The sequence below is a fragment of the Saccharothrix stipae genome, assembly GCF_054781895.1.
Genome location: NZ_BAAGTN010000022.1, coordinates 106,663 through 120,168, shown reverse-complemented (window position 1 = coordinate 120,168; position 13,506 = coordinate 106,663). Strand labels below are relative to the sequence as shown.

General features: G+C 73.7%; 12 protein-coding genes. 9 read left to right on the top strand and 3 right to left on the bottom strand.

The genetic code is table 11. The features are described 5' to 3' along the window. Nucleotides 1–131: 131 nt before the first annotated feature. The 4 genes from ACYVLT_RS35565 to ACYVLT_RS35550 are packed head-to-tail and all read left to right on the top strand — an operon-like array spanning nt 132 to nt 5,028. Nucleotides 132–2,624: a LuxR C-terminal-related transcriptional regulator gene (locus tag ACYVLT_RS35565; RefSeq protein ID WP_461124553.1), complete on the top strand. Its 2,493-nt coding sequence runs from the start codon at nt 132–134 to the stop codon at nt 2,622–2,624. Nucleotides 2,625–2,636: 12 nt separating this feature from the next. Then, nucleotides 2,637–3,053, top strand: a complete 417-nt coding sequence (locus ACYVLT_RS35560; RefSeq protein ID WP_461124552.1) for an acyl-CoA thioesterase — start codon at nt 2,637–2,639, stop codon at nt 3,051–3,053. Next, nucleotides 3,050–4,150, top strand: a complete 1,101-nt coding sequence (locus tag ACYVLT_RS35555) for a zinc-binding dehydrogenase (protein WP_461124551.1) — start codon at nt 3,050–3,052, stop codon at nt 4,148–4,150. Before ACYVLT_RS35560 ends, ACYVLT_RS35555 begins: the two co-directional genes overlap by 4 nt. A gap of 59 nt (nt 4,151–4,209) precedes the next feature. Next, nucleotides 4,210–5,028 carry a cyclase family protein gene (locus ACYVLT_RS35550; RefSeq protein ID WP_461124550.1) on the top strand — a complete coding sequence of 273 codons (819 nt, stop codon included), beginning with the start codon at nt 4,210–4,212 and terminating at the stop codon, nt 5,026–5,028. A 61-nt stretch (nt 5,029–5,089) separates the two neighbouring features. Here ACYVLT_RS35550 and ACYVLT_RS35545 read toward each other — a convergent pair whose 3' ends face one another. After that, nucleotides 5,090–6,550, bottom strand: a complete 1,461-nt coding sequence (locus tag ACYVLT_RS35545; RefSeq protein WP_461124549.1) for a protein adenylyltransferase SelO — start codon at nt 6,548–6,550, stop codon at nt 5,090–5,092. A gap of 118 nt (nt 6,551–6,668) precedes the next feature. On the opposite strand from ACYVLT_RS35545, the gene ACYVLT_RS35540 reads away from it, so the two are divergent. The 3 genes from ACYVLT_RS35540 (at nt 6,669) to ppk2 (ending at nt 9,329) form a co-directional block, all read left to right on the top strand. Further along, complete coding sequence (locus tag ACYVLT_RS35540) at nt 6,669–6,878, top strand: DUF2795 domain-containing protein (RefSeq protein WP_360461047.1); 210 nt, start codon at nt 6,669–6,671, stop codon at nt 6,876–6,878. A 200-nt stretch (nt 6,879–7,078) separates the two neighbouring features. Then, on the top strand, nt 7,079–8,221 hold the full coding sequence (locus ACYVLT_RS35535) for a trypsin-like serine peptidase (RefSeq protein WP_461124548.1): 1,143 nt from the start codon (nt 7,079–7,081) through the stop codon (nt 8,219–8,221). Between the two features lie 139 nt (nt 8,222–8,360). Continuing rightward, a complete protein-coding gene (gene ppk2, locus ACYVLT_RS35530; protein ID WP_461124638.1) occupies nt 8,361–9,329 on the top strand; it encodes a polyphosphate kinase 2 in 969 nt (322 codons plus the stop codon). A gap of 116 nt (nt 9,330–9,445) precedes the next feature. Here ppk2 and ACYVLT_RS35525 read toward each other — a convergent pair whose 3' ends face one another. Next, nucleotides 9,446–10,762 (bottom strand): serine/threonine-protein kinase, encoded by a 1,317-nt coding sequence (locus ACYVLT_RS35525; protein ID WP_461124547.1) that lies wholly within the window; start codon nt 10,760–10,762, stop codon nt 9,446–9,448. Between the two features lie 132 nt (nt 10,763–10,894). On the opposite strand from ACYVLT_RS35525, the gene ACYVLT_RS35520 reads away from it, so the two are divergent. Further along, the gene (locus ACYVLT_RS35520) at nt 10,895–11,872 is read left to right on the top strand and encodes a hypothetical protein (RefSeq protein ID WP_461124546.1); all 978 of its coding nucleotides are present in this window, start codon (nt 10,895–10,897) and stop codon (nt 11,870–11,872) included. Nucleotides 11,873–12,043: 171 nt separating this feature from the next. After that, nucleotides 12,044–12,439, top strand: coding sequence for a bacteriophage spanin2 family protein (locus ACYVLT_RS35515; RefSeq protein ID WP_461124545.1), 396 nt, complete (start codon nt 12,044–12,046; stop codon nt 12,437–12,439). A 481-nt stretch (nt 12,440–12,920) separates the two neighbouring features. Here ACYVLT_RS35515 and ACYVLT_RS35510 read toward each other — a convergent pair whose 3' ends face one another. Beyond that, the gene (locus ACYVLT_RS35510; protein ID WP_461124544.1) at nt 12,921–13,154 is read right to left on the bottom strand and encodes a hypothetical protein; all 234 of its coding nucleotides are present in this window, start codon (nt 13,152–13,154) and stop codon (nt 12,921–12,923) included. Between the last annotated feature and the right edge of the window lie 352 nt (nt 13,155–13,506).

Sequence of the window (13,506 nt, the reverse complement as noted above, 5' to 3'; positions counted from 1 at the left end):
AATGACCCTGCGCCACCGGGTGAGCGCCGCGCATCGGTGCAACCACCGGTCCGGGGCCGAAAACTAACACTGGTAGATAATTTTGCCCCGAGCCCTTCCGCTCGCCGCGGAACTCCCGACAGACTGGCCGCATGCTGCGCGGACGTGACCGGCAGCGCGTCGCCGTCGACGCGTTGCTCGCCCGCGCCCGCGCCGGTCACGGTGGGGCGCTGGTGCTGCGGGGCGGCCCGGGGTCGGGCAAGACCGCGATGCTCGCCGCCGCACGGGAGGCCGCCGCCCCGACCGACCGCGAAGTGCTGCTGTGCGTCGACGACGCGCACCTCCTGGAGGACACCGACTGGCTGGTGGAGCTCGCCGCGCACGCCGCCGACGAGCCGGTGGCCCTGCTGGTCGCCACGGAGGGCGGGCCGCTGGGCCTGCCGTGGGTGCGGCTGGACCCGCTCGACCACGGCGACAGCCTGCGCGTGCTGCGCGACCTGCGCCCCGGCCTCGCGCCGGGCCTGGCCGACGACGTCGCCGACCTGGCCCGGGGCAACCCGCTCGCGCTCACCGAGCTGGCCCGCGCGCTGACCTCCGAGCAGCTGGGCGGCACCGCGCCCGCGCCGGACGCGCTGCCCGAGGACAGCTCGCTGCGGGCCAGGTTCAGCGCCCGCTTCCACGCCCTGTCCCCGCAGGCCAGGCACGCGGCGGCGTTGAGCGTGGTGGACGACGAGGTCGACGCCGACGCCCTGGCCCGGCTGCCCGACCTCGACCTGGCCGCGGTGGAGGAGGCCGCCGCCCTGCTCGACGGCGGCCCCCTGGTCCGGTCCACGCTGCGCACCGAGATCCCGCTGGCCCTGCGCTACGCCGCGCACGCCGCCCTGGCCGAGCACCTGCCGCCCGGCCCGCGCCGCACCTGGCACGAGGCCGCCCGCGCGCCCGGCGTGCGCGACGCGTTCGCCGAACGCCTCGTCGACTCCGCGAGCCGGTCCCGCCGCTGTGGCGACTACCCGGCCGCGGCCCGGGACCACGACCGCGCCGCCGCGCTCACCACCGACCCGGACGCCAGGGCGCGCCACCTGATCGCCGCCGCCACCGACCACTGGGCGTCCGGTGCGCCCCGCCGGGCCCGCGTCGCGCTGCGCACCGCCGCCCGGCTGACCGACAGCGGCGAGCTGCGGGCCCGCACCGAGCTGCTGCGCGGCGGCATCGACCTCGGCAACGGCCTGCCCGACGTCGCGGTGCGCCGACTGCTGCACGCGGCGGGCGAGCTCGTCGGCACCCACCGCTCGCTGGCCATCACCGCGCTCGGCTTCGCGGGCGAGGCGGCCAGCATCGCGGGCGACCACGCCCGGTACGCCGAGACCGCCGCGTTCGCGGCGAGCCTGCGCCGACCCGACGAGCCGGACGACACGCGGATCACCCTGGACCACCTCGCGGGCATGGCGGCCACGTTCGCCGGACGGCACGAGGAGGCCCTGCCCGTGCTGCGCTCGGTGATCGAGCTGGCCGAACGGGTGCCGCACCCGCAGGCCAAGATCTGGGGCGGCCAGGCCGCCTACACCCTCGGCGACGCGTCCCGGGCGCACGAGCTGGCCACCAGCGCGGTCACGGCGGCGCACGAGCACGGCCTGACCGCCCTGGTGCCGTGGGCGCTGGTCTACCGCGCGTTGTCGGCGTTGCTGCTGGACCAGCACTCGGCGGCGCTGTCGGCCGCGTTCGAGGGCGTGCACGCGGCCACCGCCATCGGCCAGCACAACGCCGTGGTCGACCACCTCACGATCCTCGCCCTGGTCGCCGCCCTGCGCGGCGACACCGACACCGCGATGCACCGCATCGACGCCGCCGCCGAGCAGATCGCCGAGCGTGGGCTGGGCCGCTCCGGCACGTTCGGCGCGTGGGCGTTCGCCTGCGTCGACCTCGTGCTGGACCGCCCGGCCGACGCGCTGGACCGGCTGCGGCTGATGGCCGCCGGGTCGGGCGGCGTGCACACCGGCATCAAGGTGATGGCCGCGCCGCACGTGGTGGAGGCCGCCGTCGGCTGCGGCCGGCCGTCCACCGGCGACCGGGCGCTGCGCCGGTACGAGAAGTGGGCGGGCACCACGGGCAGCGCGGCGCGGCTGGCGTTGTCGCACCGCTGCCGCGGCCTGCTCGCCGACGGCCCGCGCGCCGAGGAGCACTTCCGCGAGGCGATCCGGCTGCACCGGGCCAGCGGCACCGCCATGGAACTGGCCAAGACCGAGCTGTTCTACGGCCACCGGCTGCGGCGCGACCGCAAACCGCGGGCCGCGCGCGACCTGCTGCGCGACGCGGTGAAGATCTTCCAGCGCTACGACGCCGACCGCTGGGTCGTCCGCGCCCGCGCCGAGCTGCGCGCGGCGGGCGAGGCGGTCGGGCCGACCCAGGCCGACCGGACCGCCGACCGCGCCGCCAACCGGGCCGCGGGCCGCTCCGACGTCGACCCGGCCGCGGGTCTGACCCCGCAGCAGGCGCAGATCGCCCGCCTGGTCGCCGAAGGCGCGACCAACCGGGAGGTCGCCGCCCGGCTGTTCCTGAGCCACCGCACCGTCGAGCACCACCTGCGCAACATCTTCGCCAGGCTCGAGGTGCGGTCCCGGGTCGAGCTGACCCGGATGCTCGACTGATCAGGAGGATGGGTGCGACAGGACTACCGGCACTGGCAGCGGATACCGACCCGGTGGCACGACAACGACGTGTACGGGCACGTGAACAACGTCGTGCACTACGCCTTCATGGACACCGTGATCAACACGTGGTTGATCACCGAGGGCGGGTTGGACATCCACCACGGCCAGGCCATCGGCCTGTGCGTGGAGTCCCACTGCAACTACCGCGCGTCCATCGCGTTCCCCGAGGCGGTCGACGCGGGCCTGCGGATCGGGCACCTCGGCCGCTCCAGCGTCCGCTACGAGGTCGGCTTCTACCCGGAAGGACGGGACGACGTGGTCGCCGAAGGGCACTTCGTGCACGTGTTCACCGACCGCGAGACCCGCAAGCCGGTGGCCATCCCGGCCGGTGTGCGCGCCGCGATGGAAGGGCTGGTGGTGGCGTGAGGACCAGGGGCGCGGTGCTGACCGAGGTGGGCGGTCCGCTGGAGGTGCTCGACCTCGACCTGGACCCGCCGGGCGCCGGCGAGGTGCTCGTGGAGGTGCGCGCCACCGGGTTGTGCCACTCCGACCTGTCGGTGATCGACGGCTCCCGGCTCCGGCCGCTGCCGATGCTGCTCGGCCACGAGGCCGCGGGCGAGGTGGTCGAGACCGGGCCGGGCGCGTCGGACTTCGCCGTCGGCGACCGGGTGGTGCTGTCGTTCGTGCCCGCGTGCGGTTCGTGCCGCCGGTGCGTGTCCGGGCGGCAGGCGCTGTGCGAACCGGGTGCGGCGGCCAACCGCGAGGGCACGCTGCTCGGCGGAGCGCGGCGGCTCCGGCTGCCCGACGGCACGCGCGCGCACCACCACCTGGGTGTGTCCGGGTTCGCCGAGTACGCCGTGGTGTCGGAGAAGTCGGCCACCCGCGTGCCCGCCGACCTGCCGTTCGAGATCGCCGCCCTGTTCGGCTGCGCGGTGCTCACCGGCGCGGGCGCCGCGTTCTACAGCGCGGCCGTCACGCCGGGTGACCGGGTCGCGGTGTTCGGGCTCGGCGGCGTGGGGTTGGCCGCGCTGCTCGCCGCACGGGCGGCGGGCGCGACGCAGATCGTCGCGGTGGACGTGGTGGCGCACAAGCGCGAGCTGGCCCGCAAGCTCGGCGCGACCCACGACGTGGCCGGTGGTCCGGACGCGGTGGCGGAGGTGCGCTCGTTGACGGGCGGTGGCGCGGACAAGGTCATCGACACCACTGGTGTGGCGGCCGTGCTGGAGCAGGCGTACCTGGCCACCGGCGCCGGCGGCACCACGGTGACCGTGGGCCTGCCGCACCCCGACCGCACCGTCTCGCTGCCCGCGTTGAGCCTGGTCGCCGAGCAGCGGACGTTGAAGGGCAGCTACCTCGGCTCCTGCGTGCCGCGGCGGGACGTGCCCCGGTTCGTCGACCTGTACCGGGCCGGTCGGCTACCCGTCCAGGAACTGCTGTCCGGCCGCCTCGCGCTGGACGAGATCAACACCGGGTTCACCCGTTTGGCGTCCGGAGAAGCCGTCCGGCAGGTCGTCGTTTTGTGATCACCCAGCCGGTACGGTTGCCCGGATCGGGTGACGGCTAGGCAGAGGAGTGGTCGGCGGTGCGCAGACGGTCGATGCTCGCGGGTGTGGCGACAGCGGTGGGCGGCATGATCGCGGGCGGGGGGTCGGCGGGGGCCTCGGGCCGGACGGGTGCGCTGAGCCTGGCCGACTACCGACTGGTCAACCTGGCGCACGTGAACGACCCGGACCGGACCAACGTGTACCCGGGCGACCCGGCGTTCACCCTGACGACCGTGACCACGGTGCCGGAGCACGGGTTCTACCTGCAGTACGTGCAGCAGGGGGAGCACACCGGCACGCACTGGGGCGCGCCCGCGCACTTCAACGCCGACCAGCCGCACGCCGACGAGCTCGACGCCGAGGACCTGTTCCTGCCCGCCGTCCGGATCGACGTGCGGGACGAGGCCGCGCGCGACGCCGACTACGAGGTGAGCGTCGCCGACCTCCAGCGGTGGGAGAGGCGGCACGGTCGCATCCCGAACGAGGCCGCGGTCGTGCTGTGGACCGGGTGGGAGGAGCGCTGGGGCACCCCGGCGTTCTTCAACTTCGACGCCGACGGGCAGATGCACCAGCCCGGGTTCTCGCTGGCGGCCGTGCGGTGGCTGGTGGACACCGGCCGCCTCGGCCGCCGGGGCGCGCTGGGCACCGACACGTTCAGCCCCGAGTCGGCCCTGGACGTCGAGTACCGGGTCTCCAAGCTGCTCTACCGCGAGCACCGGATCAGCCTGGAGATCCTGGCGAACCTGGCCGAGCTGCCGCCGACCGGCGCGCACGTCCTGGTCGGCGGCACGGTCAACCGACGTGGCTCCGGCTCGCCGGCCAGCATCTACGCCTTCGTGCCGAGGGTGGCGCGCTAGTTCCCGGACGGTCGTCGCCCACCGACGACCGTCGCTCCCGGTGGTGCTCCGCGCGCGGACCTCAGGTGCCGCAGAAGGTCTGGTAGGCGGCGGCGAACCCGTTCGGGGCGGGTTCGGCGTAGCGGTCGAGGCCGGGGCGCTCGTCGTAGGGGGCGGTCACCGCGTCCAGGAGGCGTTCGAGCGGACGCTGGTCGCCCTCGGTCGCGGCGTCGAGCGCTTCCTCCACGAGGTGGTTGCGGGGGATGTAGGCGGGGTTGACCCGGCCCATCGCGTCGGCGTCCGGTTCGAGGGCCCGCCAGCGCGTCAGCCAGCCGTCGATCGCGGCGAGGTCGAGGAACAGCTCGCGCGCGGGCCCGGTGTCGCCGCCGGCCGCCGCGCCCAGGCGGCGGTGGAACGACGTGTGGTCGACGCGGTTGTCCTGGAGGAGGGCGAGCAGTTCCTCGACCAGGGGCCCGGTCACCGCGTGGTCGACGTGGTCGGGCAGGCCGAGCTTGGCCCTCATCCCGGCCGACCAGGAGTCGTCGTACCGCCCGCGGAACGTGCCGAGCGCCTCGACCGCCAGGGCGATCGCCTGCTCCTCGTCGTCGGCGAACAGGGGGAGCAGCGCCTCGGCGAGCCGGGCGAGGTTCCACTCGGCCACGCGCGGCTGGTTGCCGTAGGCGTAGCGCCCGCCGTGGTCGATGGAGCTGTAGACGGTGGCCGGGTCGAACGCCTCCATGAACGCGCACGGCCCGTAGTCGATGGTCTCGCCGGAGATCGTCATGTTGTCGGTGTTCATGACGCCGTGCACGAACCCCACGAGCATCCACCGCGCCACCAGCGCGGCCTGTGCCGCGACCACCGCCTCGAACAACGCGAGGTACGGGCGCTCGGCCCGCGCCGCGCGGGGGTGGTGGCGGGCGATCGCGTGGTCGGCCAGGCGGCGCAGCAGGTCCACGTCGCCGGTGGCCCTGGCGTACTGGAAGCTGCCCACGCGCAGGTGGCTGCGGGCGACCCGGGCGAGCACGGCTCCCGGCAGCACGGTCTCGCGGCGCACCGGCCGGCCGGTCGCCACCACGGCCAGCGAGCGGGTCGTCGGGATCCCGAGCGCGTGCATCGCCTCGCTGACCACGTGCTCGCGCAGCATCGGGCCGACCGCCGCCAAGCCGTCGCCGCCACGGGAGAACGGCGTGCGCCCGGAGCCCTTGAGGTGCAGGTCGCGCGGCTCGCCGTCGGCGTGGACGACCTCGCCGAGCAGCAGCGCGCGCCCGTCGCCGAGCCGCGGGGCGTAGTGCCCGAACTGGTGCCCGGCATAGGCCTGCGCCACCGGGGTCGCGCCGTCGGGGACGTGCTCGCCGACGAGCAGGCGGAGGCCCTCGGCGCCACGCAGCCACGCGACGTCCAGCCCGAGTGCCGCGGCCAGCCGCTCGTTGAGCACGAGCAGGCGTGGCGCGGGAGCCTGCTCGGCCTGCCAGGCCAGAGCCATCTCCGGGAGATCCCGGGCGAAGCGGTCGCCCAGGGTGACGGTCGGTGCGGTGCTCACGCGGTCCACGGTACGTCTTGCCGGCGGCCGGCCCGTCGGGGTCGGGGGCGAGGGTCGGGTGTCGGCGCACGACGGCCGGGTAACCGGTGGGCGACCGCCGATGCTTGAAGGGAGAGCGATGAGCGACACGACGACGGTGGGCAGGTTGCGCACCGTGCTGGGTGACGTCGCGTACCCGGCGGACAAGGGGCAGTTGGTCGACCACGCGTCGCGCAACAACGCCGACGAGGACACCGTGCACGCGCTGCACTCGATCCCGCAACGCCGCTACGAGTCCTTCGACCAGGTGGTCGAGTCGGTCGCGATCGACCAGGACCGCGACGCCTGACCGCACGCCGAACGCCCGGTGATCACGGACCGTCCGATCACCGGGCGTTTCCGCGTGCGCGAACGGGATCGTTCTCTGTCCCTTGTGGACGGACCAACGTCGCCGGAACGCTACCCGACGTTCGGCGGGCTGACACTTCCGAGTGAAAGGAGCAGCATCACGACCTGTCACCACCCCTGCTCACAAAGTGAGGTGAACCAGTGCGGAGAACCCTGCAACTCCTCGCTGCTGCCCTGCTCCTCATACCCCTGTTAGGAGCAACCGCCACCGCCACCGCGGCCCCGGAGCACTTCCAGCAGACCCAGAAGGTGGGCGAGGACGAGGTCGTGTCGACCGTCCTCGGCCGCAAGTCACCGTCCACGACCGTCGAACGCCCCGGCTCGTGGTACCTGAAGACGCACTTCACCGGCCTGCGCCTGATCGCGGGCGACGTGCTCACGGTGTCCGACCCGACCGGCGCCGAGACCTACCGCTACACCTCCGACGTCACCGCGTCGGGCACGGCCACCCCGGACGCGACCGGCTTCTGGGCCATGTCGGTCACCGGTGACAAGGCCGTGATCAGCCTGCGCGGCCAAGACGGCGGACCGGCGCACCCGGCCAGCCGGGTGCGGCTCGACAAGATCACCCGCGGGTACACCGACGCCGAACTGGCCGCGGCGGCGGAGATCGCGCCCCAGAGCATCTGCGGCACGAACGACTACCGCGACGCGGTCTGCTACCAGTCGAGCAACCCCACCGAGTTCGGCCGCACCAGGGCGGTGGCCAAGCTGCTGCGCAACGGCGGTTCGCTGTGCACGGCGTGGCGGGTCGGCGCCGACAACCGGATGCTGACCAACAACCACTGCTTCACCAGCGGCACCGGGATCGAGGTGTGGTTCAACTACCAGTGCCCGACCTGCGGCGGCACCACCAGCGCGGCGGTCACCAAGGTGTTGGTGTCGTCGGTGCTCAAGACGAGCGCGGCGCTGGACTACACCCTGTTCAGCGTCACGAACTTCGCCTCGCTGGCGTCGTTCGGCTACCTGGAGCTGGACGCGCGGGTGCCGGCGGTCGGCGAGGAGATGTACGTCGTCGGCCACCCGGCGGGCAAGCTCAAGAAGCTCTCCCTGCGTGACGACCAGAACGGCGGCGGTTACTGCGTCGTCTCGGCGGTCCGGGTGAACGGCAGCTCGTCGCAGTCCGACATCGCCTACCGGTGCGACACCGAGGGCGGCTCGTCCGGCTCGCCGGTGCTGTCCCGCCGCACGCACAAGGTGATCGGGCTGCACCACTACGGCGGCTGCCCGAACCAGGGCGTCCGGATCGACCTGGTCGCGGCGCAGATCGGCACGTTGCTGTAACCGCTCGGTCGGCGTGAGGCCGCGTTCACGTGCACGAGCACGAACGCGGCCCGCGCCGTCGCCGTCGCCGTCGCCGTCGCCGTCGCCGTCGCCGGAGTTTGCCCGGTGGCGGCGTGGGTACGTCGAGACCGTGGACAGCGTGCCCGACATCTCCCGACTCTTCCCCGGCCTGAGCGTGGACGACCTCCTGGTGGACTACGACGACGGGGACGACCCCGTGCTCCGGCACCCGGACGGCACCGAGATCGACACCTGGCGGGAGAACTACCCGTACCCGACGCGGCTGACGCGCGAGGAGTACGAGCTGTCCAAGCGGTTGCTCCAGATCGAGCTGCTCAAGCTCCAGTACTGGATCAAGGACACCGGCGGGCGGATGGTCGTCGTGTTCGAGGGCCGTGACGCGGCGGGCAAGGGCGGCACCATCAAGCGGTTCACCGAGCACCTCAACCCGCGCGGCGCGCGGGTGGTGGCGTTGAGCAAGCCGACCGAGCGCGAGCAGGGCGAGTGGTACTTCCAGCGCTACGTCAACCACCTGCCGACCGCCGGTGAGATCGTGCTGTTCGACCGGTCCTGGTACAACCGCGCCGGTGTGGAGCGGGTCATGGGCTACTGCACCGACGAGCAGTACGAGCGCTTCATGCGGCAGGCGCCGACGTTCGAGCGGATGCTCGTGGACGACGGGATCGTGCTGGTCAAGCTCTGGTTCTCGGTGTCGCGGGCGGAGCAGCGGACGCGGTTCCTGATCCGGCAGGTCGACCCGGTGCGGCAGTGGAAGCTCAGCCCGAACGACATCGAGTCGCTGGACCGGTGGGACGCCTACACCGAGGCGAAGGTGGCCATGTTCCGCACCACCGACACCGAGGCCGCGCCGTGGACCGTGGTGAAGAGCAACGACAAGAAGCGGGCCCGCATCGAGGCCATGCGCAGCGTGCTGGCGCGGGTGGACTACGCCGACGCGGACCCCGAGGTGGTCGGCGTGCCGGACCCGCGGGTGGTCGGTCCGGCGGCCACGCTGCTGGAGGAGGGCGAGGACGAGGCGTCGCTCAGCCCGACCCGCATCGCACCGGACCCGGATCCCGACCACGGGCCGGGCGTCCACCCGTCCTGAGGATCGTTGCCGCGCAACGCGGTCGAGGGCGGCCCCCATGGCCGGATGTCGCAGTACCGGATGTCGCGGGGCCGGGATCCGACTCCGGTGACCTCGGCCGGAGTCGGATCCCGGGCTCAGCTCCCGTCGGCGTTCTCGTCCTCGGTGGGCTCGCTCGGCGGGTCGTCGGGGTCGGGGCTGGGCTGCGTGGTCTGGGGGGCGCTGGTCGGCGGGATCGAGGTCTGCTGTCCCGTGGTGGTGGGCACGGGCGGGGTGGTGGTGACCTGACCGGTCTCGGGTGCCGGCGCGTCGCCCACGGCGGCGTCGGCGGGTGCGGGCGTCGAAGTCGTGGGTCGCGGCGCGACGGGCGCCTGCGTCGTGCCGGCGGTTTGCTGCGTGCCCACGAACCTGGGCTCGGCCTGGTCCTGCGGCGTGTCCGACGGGCCCGGCTGTTGCGGTGCCGCCTCCTGCGTCGAGGACGCGGGCGGCGAGGAGGTCGCCGGCGGCTCGCCCGACGTCGCGGCCATCGTGATCGCGAACGCGCCGAGGAGCGCACCCGCCGAGGCGGCGAACGTCTTCCACGACGGACGGGCCGCCGGTGGGAGCTCCTCGGTGGCTTCGCCCGCGCTCGGCTCGGCCGCGGGTTCCAACGGGACGAGCCCCGCGCCCAGGACCACCGCGCAGTCCTGCGCGGTGGGGCGGTCCTCCGGCGCGGACGACGTCATGCCGGCCAGGAGTGCCCGGACGTCGACCGGCAGGTCCACCGGGACGACGGGCGGGCGGTGCAGCCGGGCGACCGCCGCCTCCACGTCACCGCCCTGGTACTCGCGCTGCCCGGTCAGGCACTCCAGCAGCACCAGGCCCAGGGCGTAGACGTCGGCCGGGTGGTCGACCTCGCCGCCGAGCACCTGCTCCGGGGCGAGGTAGGCGGCGGTGCCGACCAGGTGGTCGGTGCGGGTCAGCCGCGTGGCGCCGGTCAGGTGCGCCAGGCCGAAGTCGGCGAGGTAGGCCTCGCCCTCGTGGTCGAGCAGGATGTTCGACGGCTTCACGTCCCGGTGCACCAGGCCGTGGGCGTGCACGTGCGCCAACGCGTCGGCCAGCCGGGCGCCGAGCCGTCGCGCCTGGTCCAGGGGCAGCGGTCCGCCCAGGGCCAGTCGCTCGTGCAGGGTGCTGCCCTCCACCAGTCGCAGCACGACGAACGGCGTCGCGGCGGTGGTGTCGGCGTCGTACACGGAGACCAGACCGGGGTGCGAGAGCCCGGCCAGGACACGGACCTCGTTGTCGAACCGCTGCGCGCCCGCCGGGTCGAAGCCCGGCTGGAACAGCTTGATCGCGACGTGCCGCCGCAACACGGTGTCCCAGGCGCGGTGGACCTCGGCCATCCCGCCGGTCCCGATCGGCTCGATGAGCTGGTAGCGGTCGGCCAGGACGTTCTCGCTTACCGAGGGTGACACCGTCCATACCTCCGGTCGCGTGAGCAGGACACTTCCGAATGCCCGGACCGCGCCGGCGGCAAACAGGTGAGCACGCCTCGGCTCGGCGGTCGTGCCCGCCGCCGACGGGTGATCATCCCCTACGCTGCCCGCATGGCGAGAGCGCTCCGCGTCGTCCCGCTCCTGGTCGCACTGCTGCTCGTCGGGTGCGGCACGCAAGTGGCCGGCACCGCGGTGCCGGTGCCCGACCCGACGTTCCCCGAACCGCCCGCGCCCACCGCCGAACGGCTGCTGGGCGACCTCGCGTCGGTCGACCCGTGCGGACAGGTCGAGCCGGCGGACGTGGCCGCGTTCGGCGAGGCCTCGGTCGCGCCGGTCGAGTCCTGGGACTACTGCCTGCTCAAGCTGTCCGCGGGCGGCGTGGTGCTCGACGTGTTCGCGGGTGGGCTCGACCGGTTGCGGCACGAAGCCGTGCTCGAAGGGCCGAAGGTGCCGTACAAGGAATTGCGGATCGCCGAGATACCGGGCGGCGGCGTGCAGTGCCAGCGCGGCTTGCTGTTCGCCGACCTGGTGGCGCTGAACGTGACGGTCGAGAACCCCTCCACCGACGGGGCGGACGCGGCGAGGCTGTGCGAGATCGCCGACGTCCTGGTGCGTGCGATCGCGGACCGGGTGCTGGCGGGGGACGTGGCGCACCGCCGGTTCCCCGCGAAGTCCCTCGGCCCGGTCGACGCCTGCGCCGGGCTGTCGGAGGCGGCGGTCGGGCGGCTGCCCGGCTTGGCGGGCGCGAGTGCCTGGCCCTACCCGGCCGGCCACCAGTGCCGGTGGAGCCCGAGCGGCACCACGACACCGCCCAGGGTGCGGGTCGTGCACTCGGTGGGCGTGCCGACCGAGCCGAACGGCGGGAACAGCAAGCGCGAGGACATCGCCGGGCGGCCCACCGTGATGTCGTCGTTGACCACGTCGTCGTTCGTGCTGTGCGGCGCGGAGACCACGCACATCCCGTTCGCGGACGGGCTGAGCGAGCTCGCGCTGGTGACCGTCGCCCTGCCGACCGGTGCGACCGAGCAGGACGCCTGCGCCGCGACGAGGACCGTCGCGGCGGAGGTGTGGGCGGCGCTGCCGGGGTAACCCACGTCACTTTGACCGGCACCCGGTTCACCGGCACTCTGGTGGCAGAGGGGAGTACCCACTCTGCGCGTGATCGTCATTACGGCCGCTCCACAGCGGTCCGGTCACGGCGCCACCGCGTGCGGTGGTCGGGGAGACCTCTGGTTCGGGTCAGAGCCGGAGGAGCCAGCCATGCGCGTCACCAGCCGCGTCGTCGCCGCCATCACCACGATCACCGCCGTCACCGCGCTGAGCGCGTGCGGATCGCTCCAGGAAGCGTCCGACGCGGCCGCCGCCGTCGCCGACACGGCCTCCACCGTCCAGGTGTGCACCGAAGCCCTGTCGCAGGCCACGGCGGTGTTCGACACCGCGAGCCCGGACCGGGCGGTCGAACAGGCCCACACCGCCGCGGACTCCCTGACCGACCTGGCCGCGAACGCCGCGGACACGACGGTGAACGAGGCCATCACCGCGATGGCCGCGACCCTGCGCGAGGTGACCCTGGACGACCTGGTCCTGCGCCCGGCCGCCTGGCTGGAGGACAAGGCCACCCGGGTCGCCGACCTGACCGCCGCCTGCACCACCTGAGCGGGCGCCGGCCGGGTGTCCGGTCCCGCCGCAGACCGGGTGGGCACCGGCCGCACCAGGTGACACCGTCGCTCAACGCCGCACGCGCACCCAGCGGGGGCGGGACTGGTTCCCGCCCCCGCTGTCGTGGTGCGGCGGAGGTCGCCCGGCCGTCGGCGGCAGGCGGGTCCACCCGTGCTCTGCTTCCGGACTCACGACGTGGTGGTCGTGCCGGTGAAACCCGGTCAGACCTGCTCTTACCTTCGGGTCGACCGCCGACCGTGCGATACGCCCTCCGTGCTCACATGGCGTAACCCAAATGCCGGTCGAGGCGCGCACATTCACCCGGACGTGGGATACGCGAACGAGTCGGGTGCGAGGATGCGGTGGCGGTTCCCGGCGCGCGACGCGGGCCGCGGCGGGCCGGCCACGGCACTGGAGGGTCTCGCCGGGATGTGTGGGCGGTGATGCCCGGTCGGTGGGGTTGCCAGGCGGTAGGGGGTCACTCGGAGGCGGGTCCGGTCCGGTGTTGCGTTCCGGGTTGCGTCACCGCCGCCCGGACCGCGTGCCCACCGAGCTCCCGCAGCCGATCCGCCGCGGCGGCGGTGGCCTCGATCAGGTCGGCCAGCGACAGGTCGGACCGCGGTGAGGTCCACCCGCGGGCGAGGAAGCGGATGACCTCGGCGTTGTCCCGCACCTGGACCGCGAGCGCCTCCAACTGCAGGGGGAGCGCCACCTCCGACCGCTCGGCCAGCCGCCGGGCCCGGAACGCGCGCTGCCGGCACGTGGACGAGCAGTACCGGCGTGGTCGGCCGGTGGTCCGTGCCGTGAACTCCTGCCGGCACTCCTGGCAATTCAATTGGCGCGCTTTCGTTACGGGCGGTCCGCGGTCTCCGCGTTACGAAAAGGCGCCGGGCGCCTGCGGAAAAGCCGGTCCAGGTGACTCCGGACGTCGACATATCGGGTGATGGCGGGCGCCTTGACGCCCGTGGGCGCGGCGGCGTCTACTGGTTCTCGACGGAATACCGGTCAGCAGGAATCGAAAAGGGAATGGCCTTCCGGGTTTTCCCCTCGGCCGGTCGTCCGTG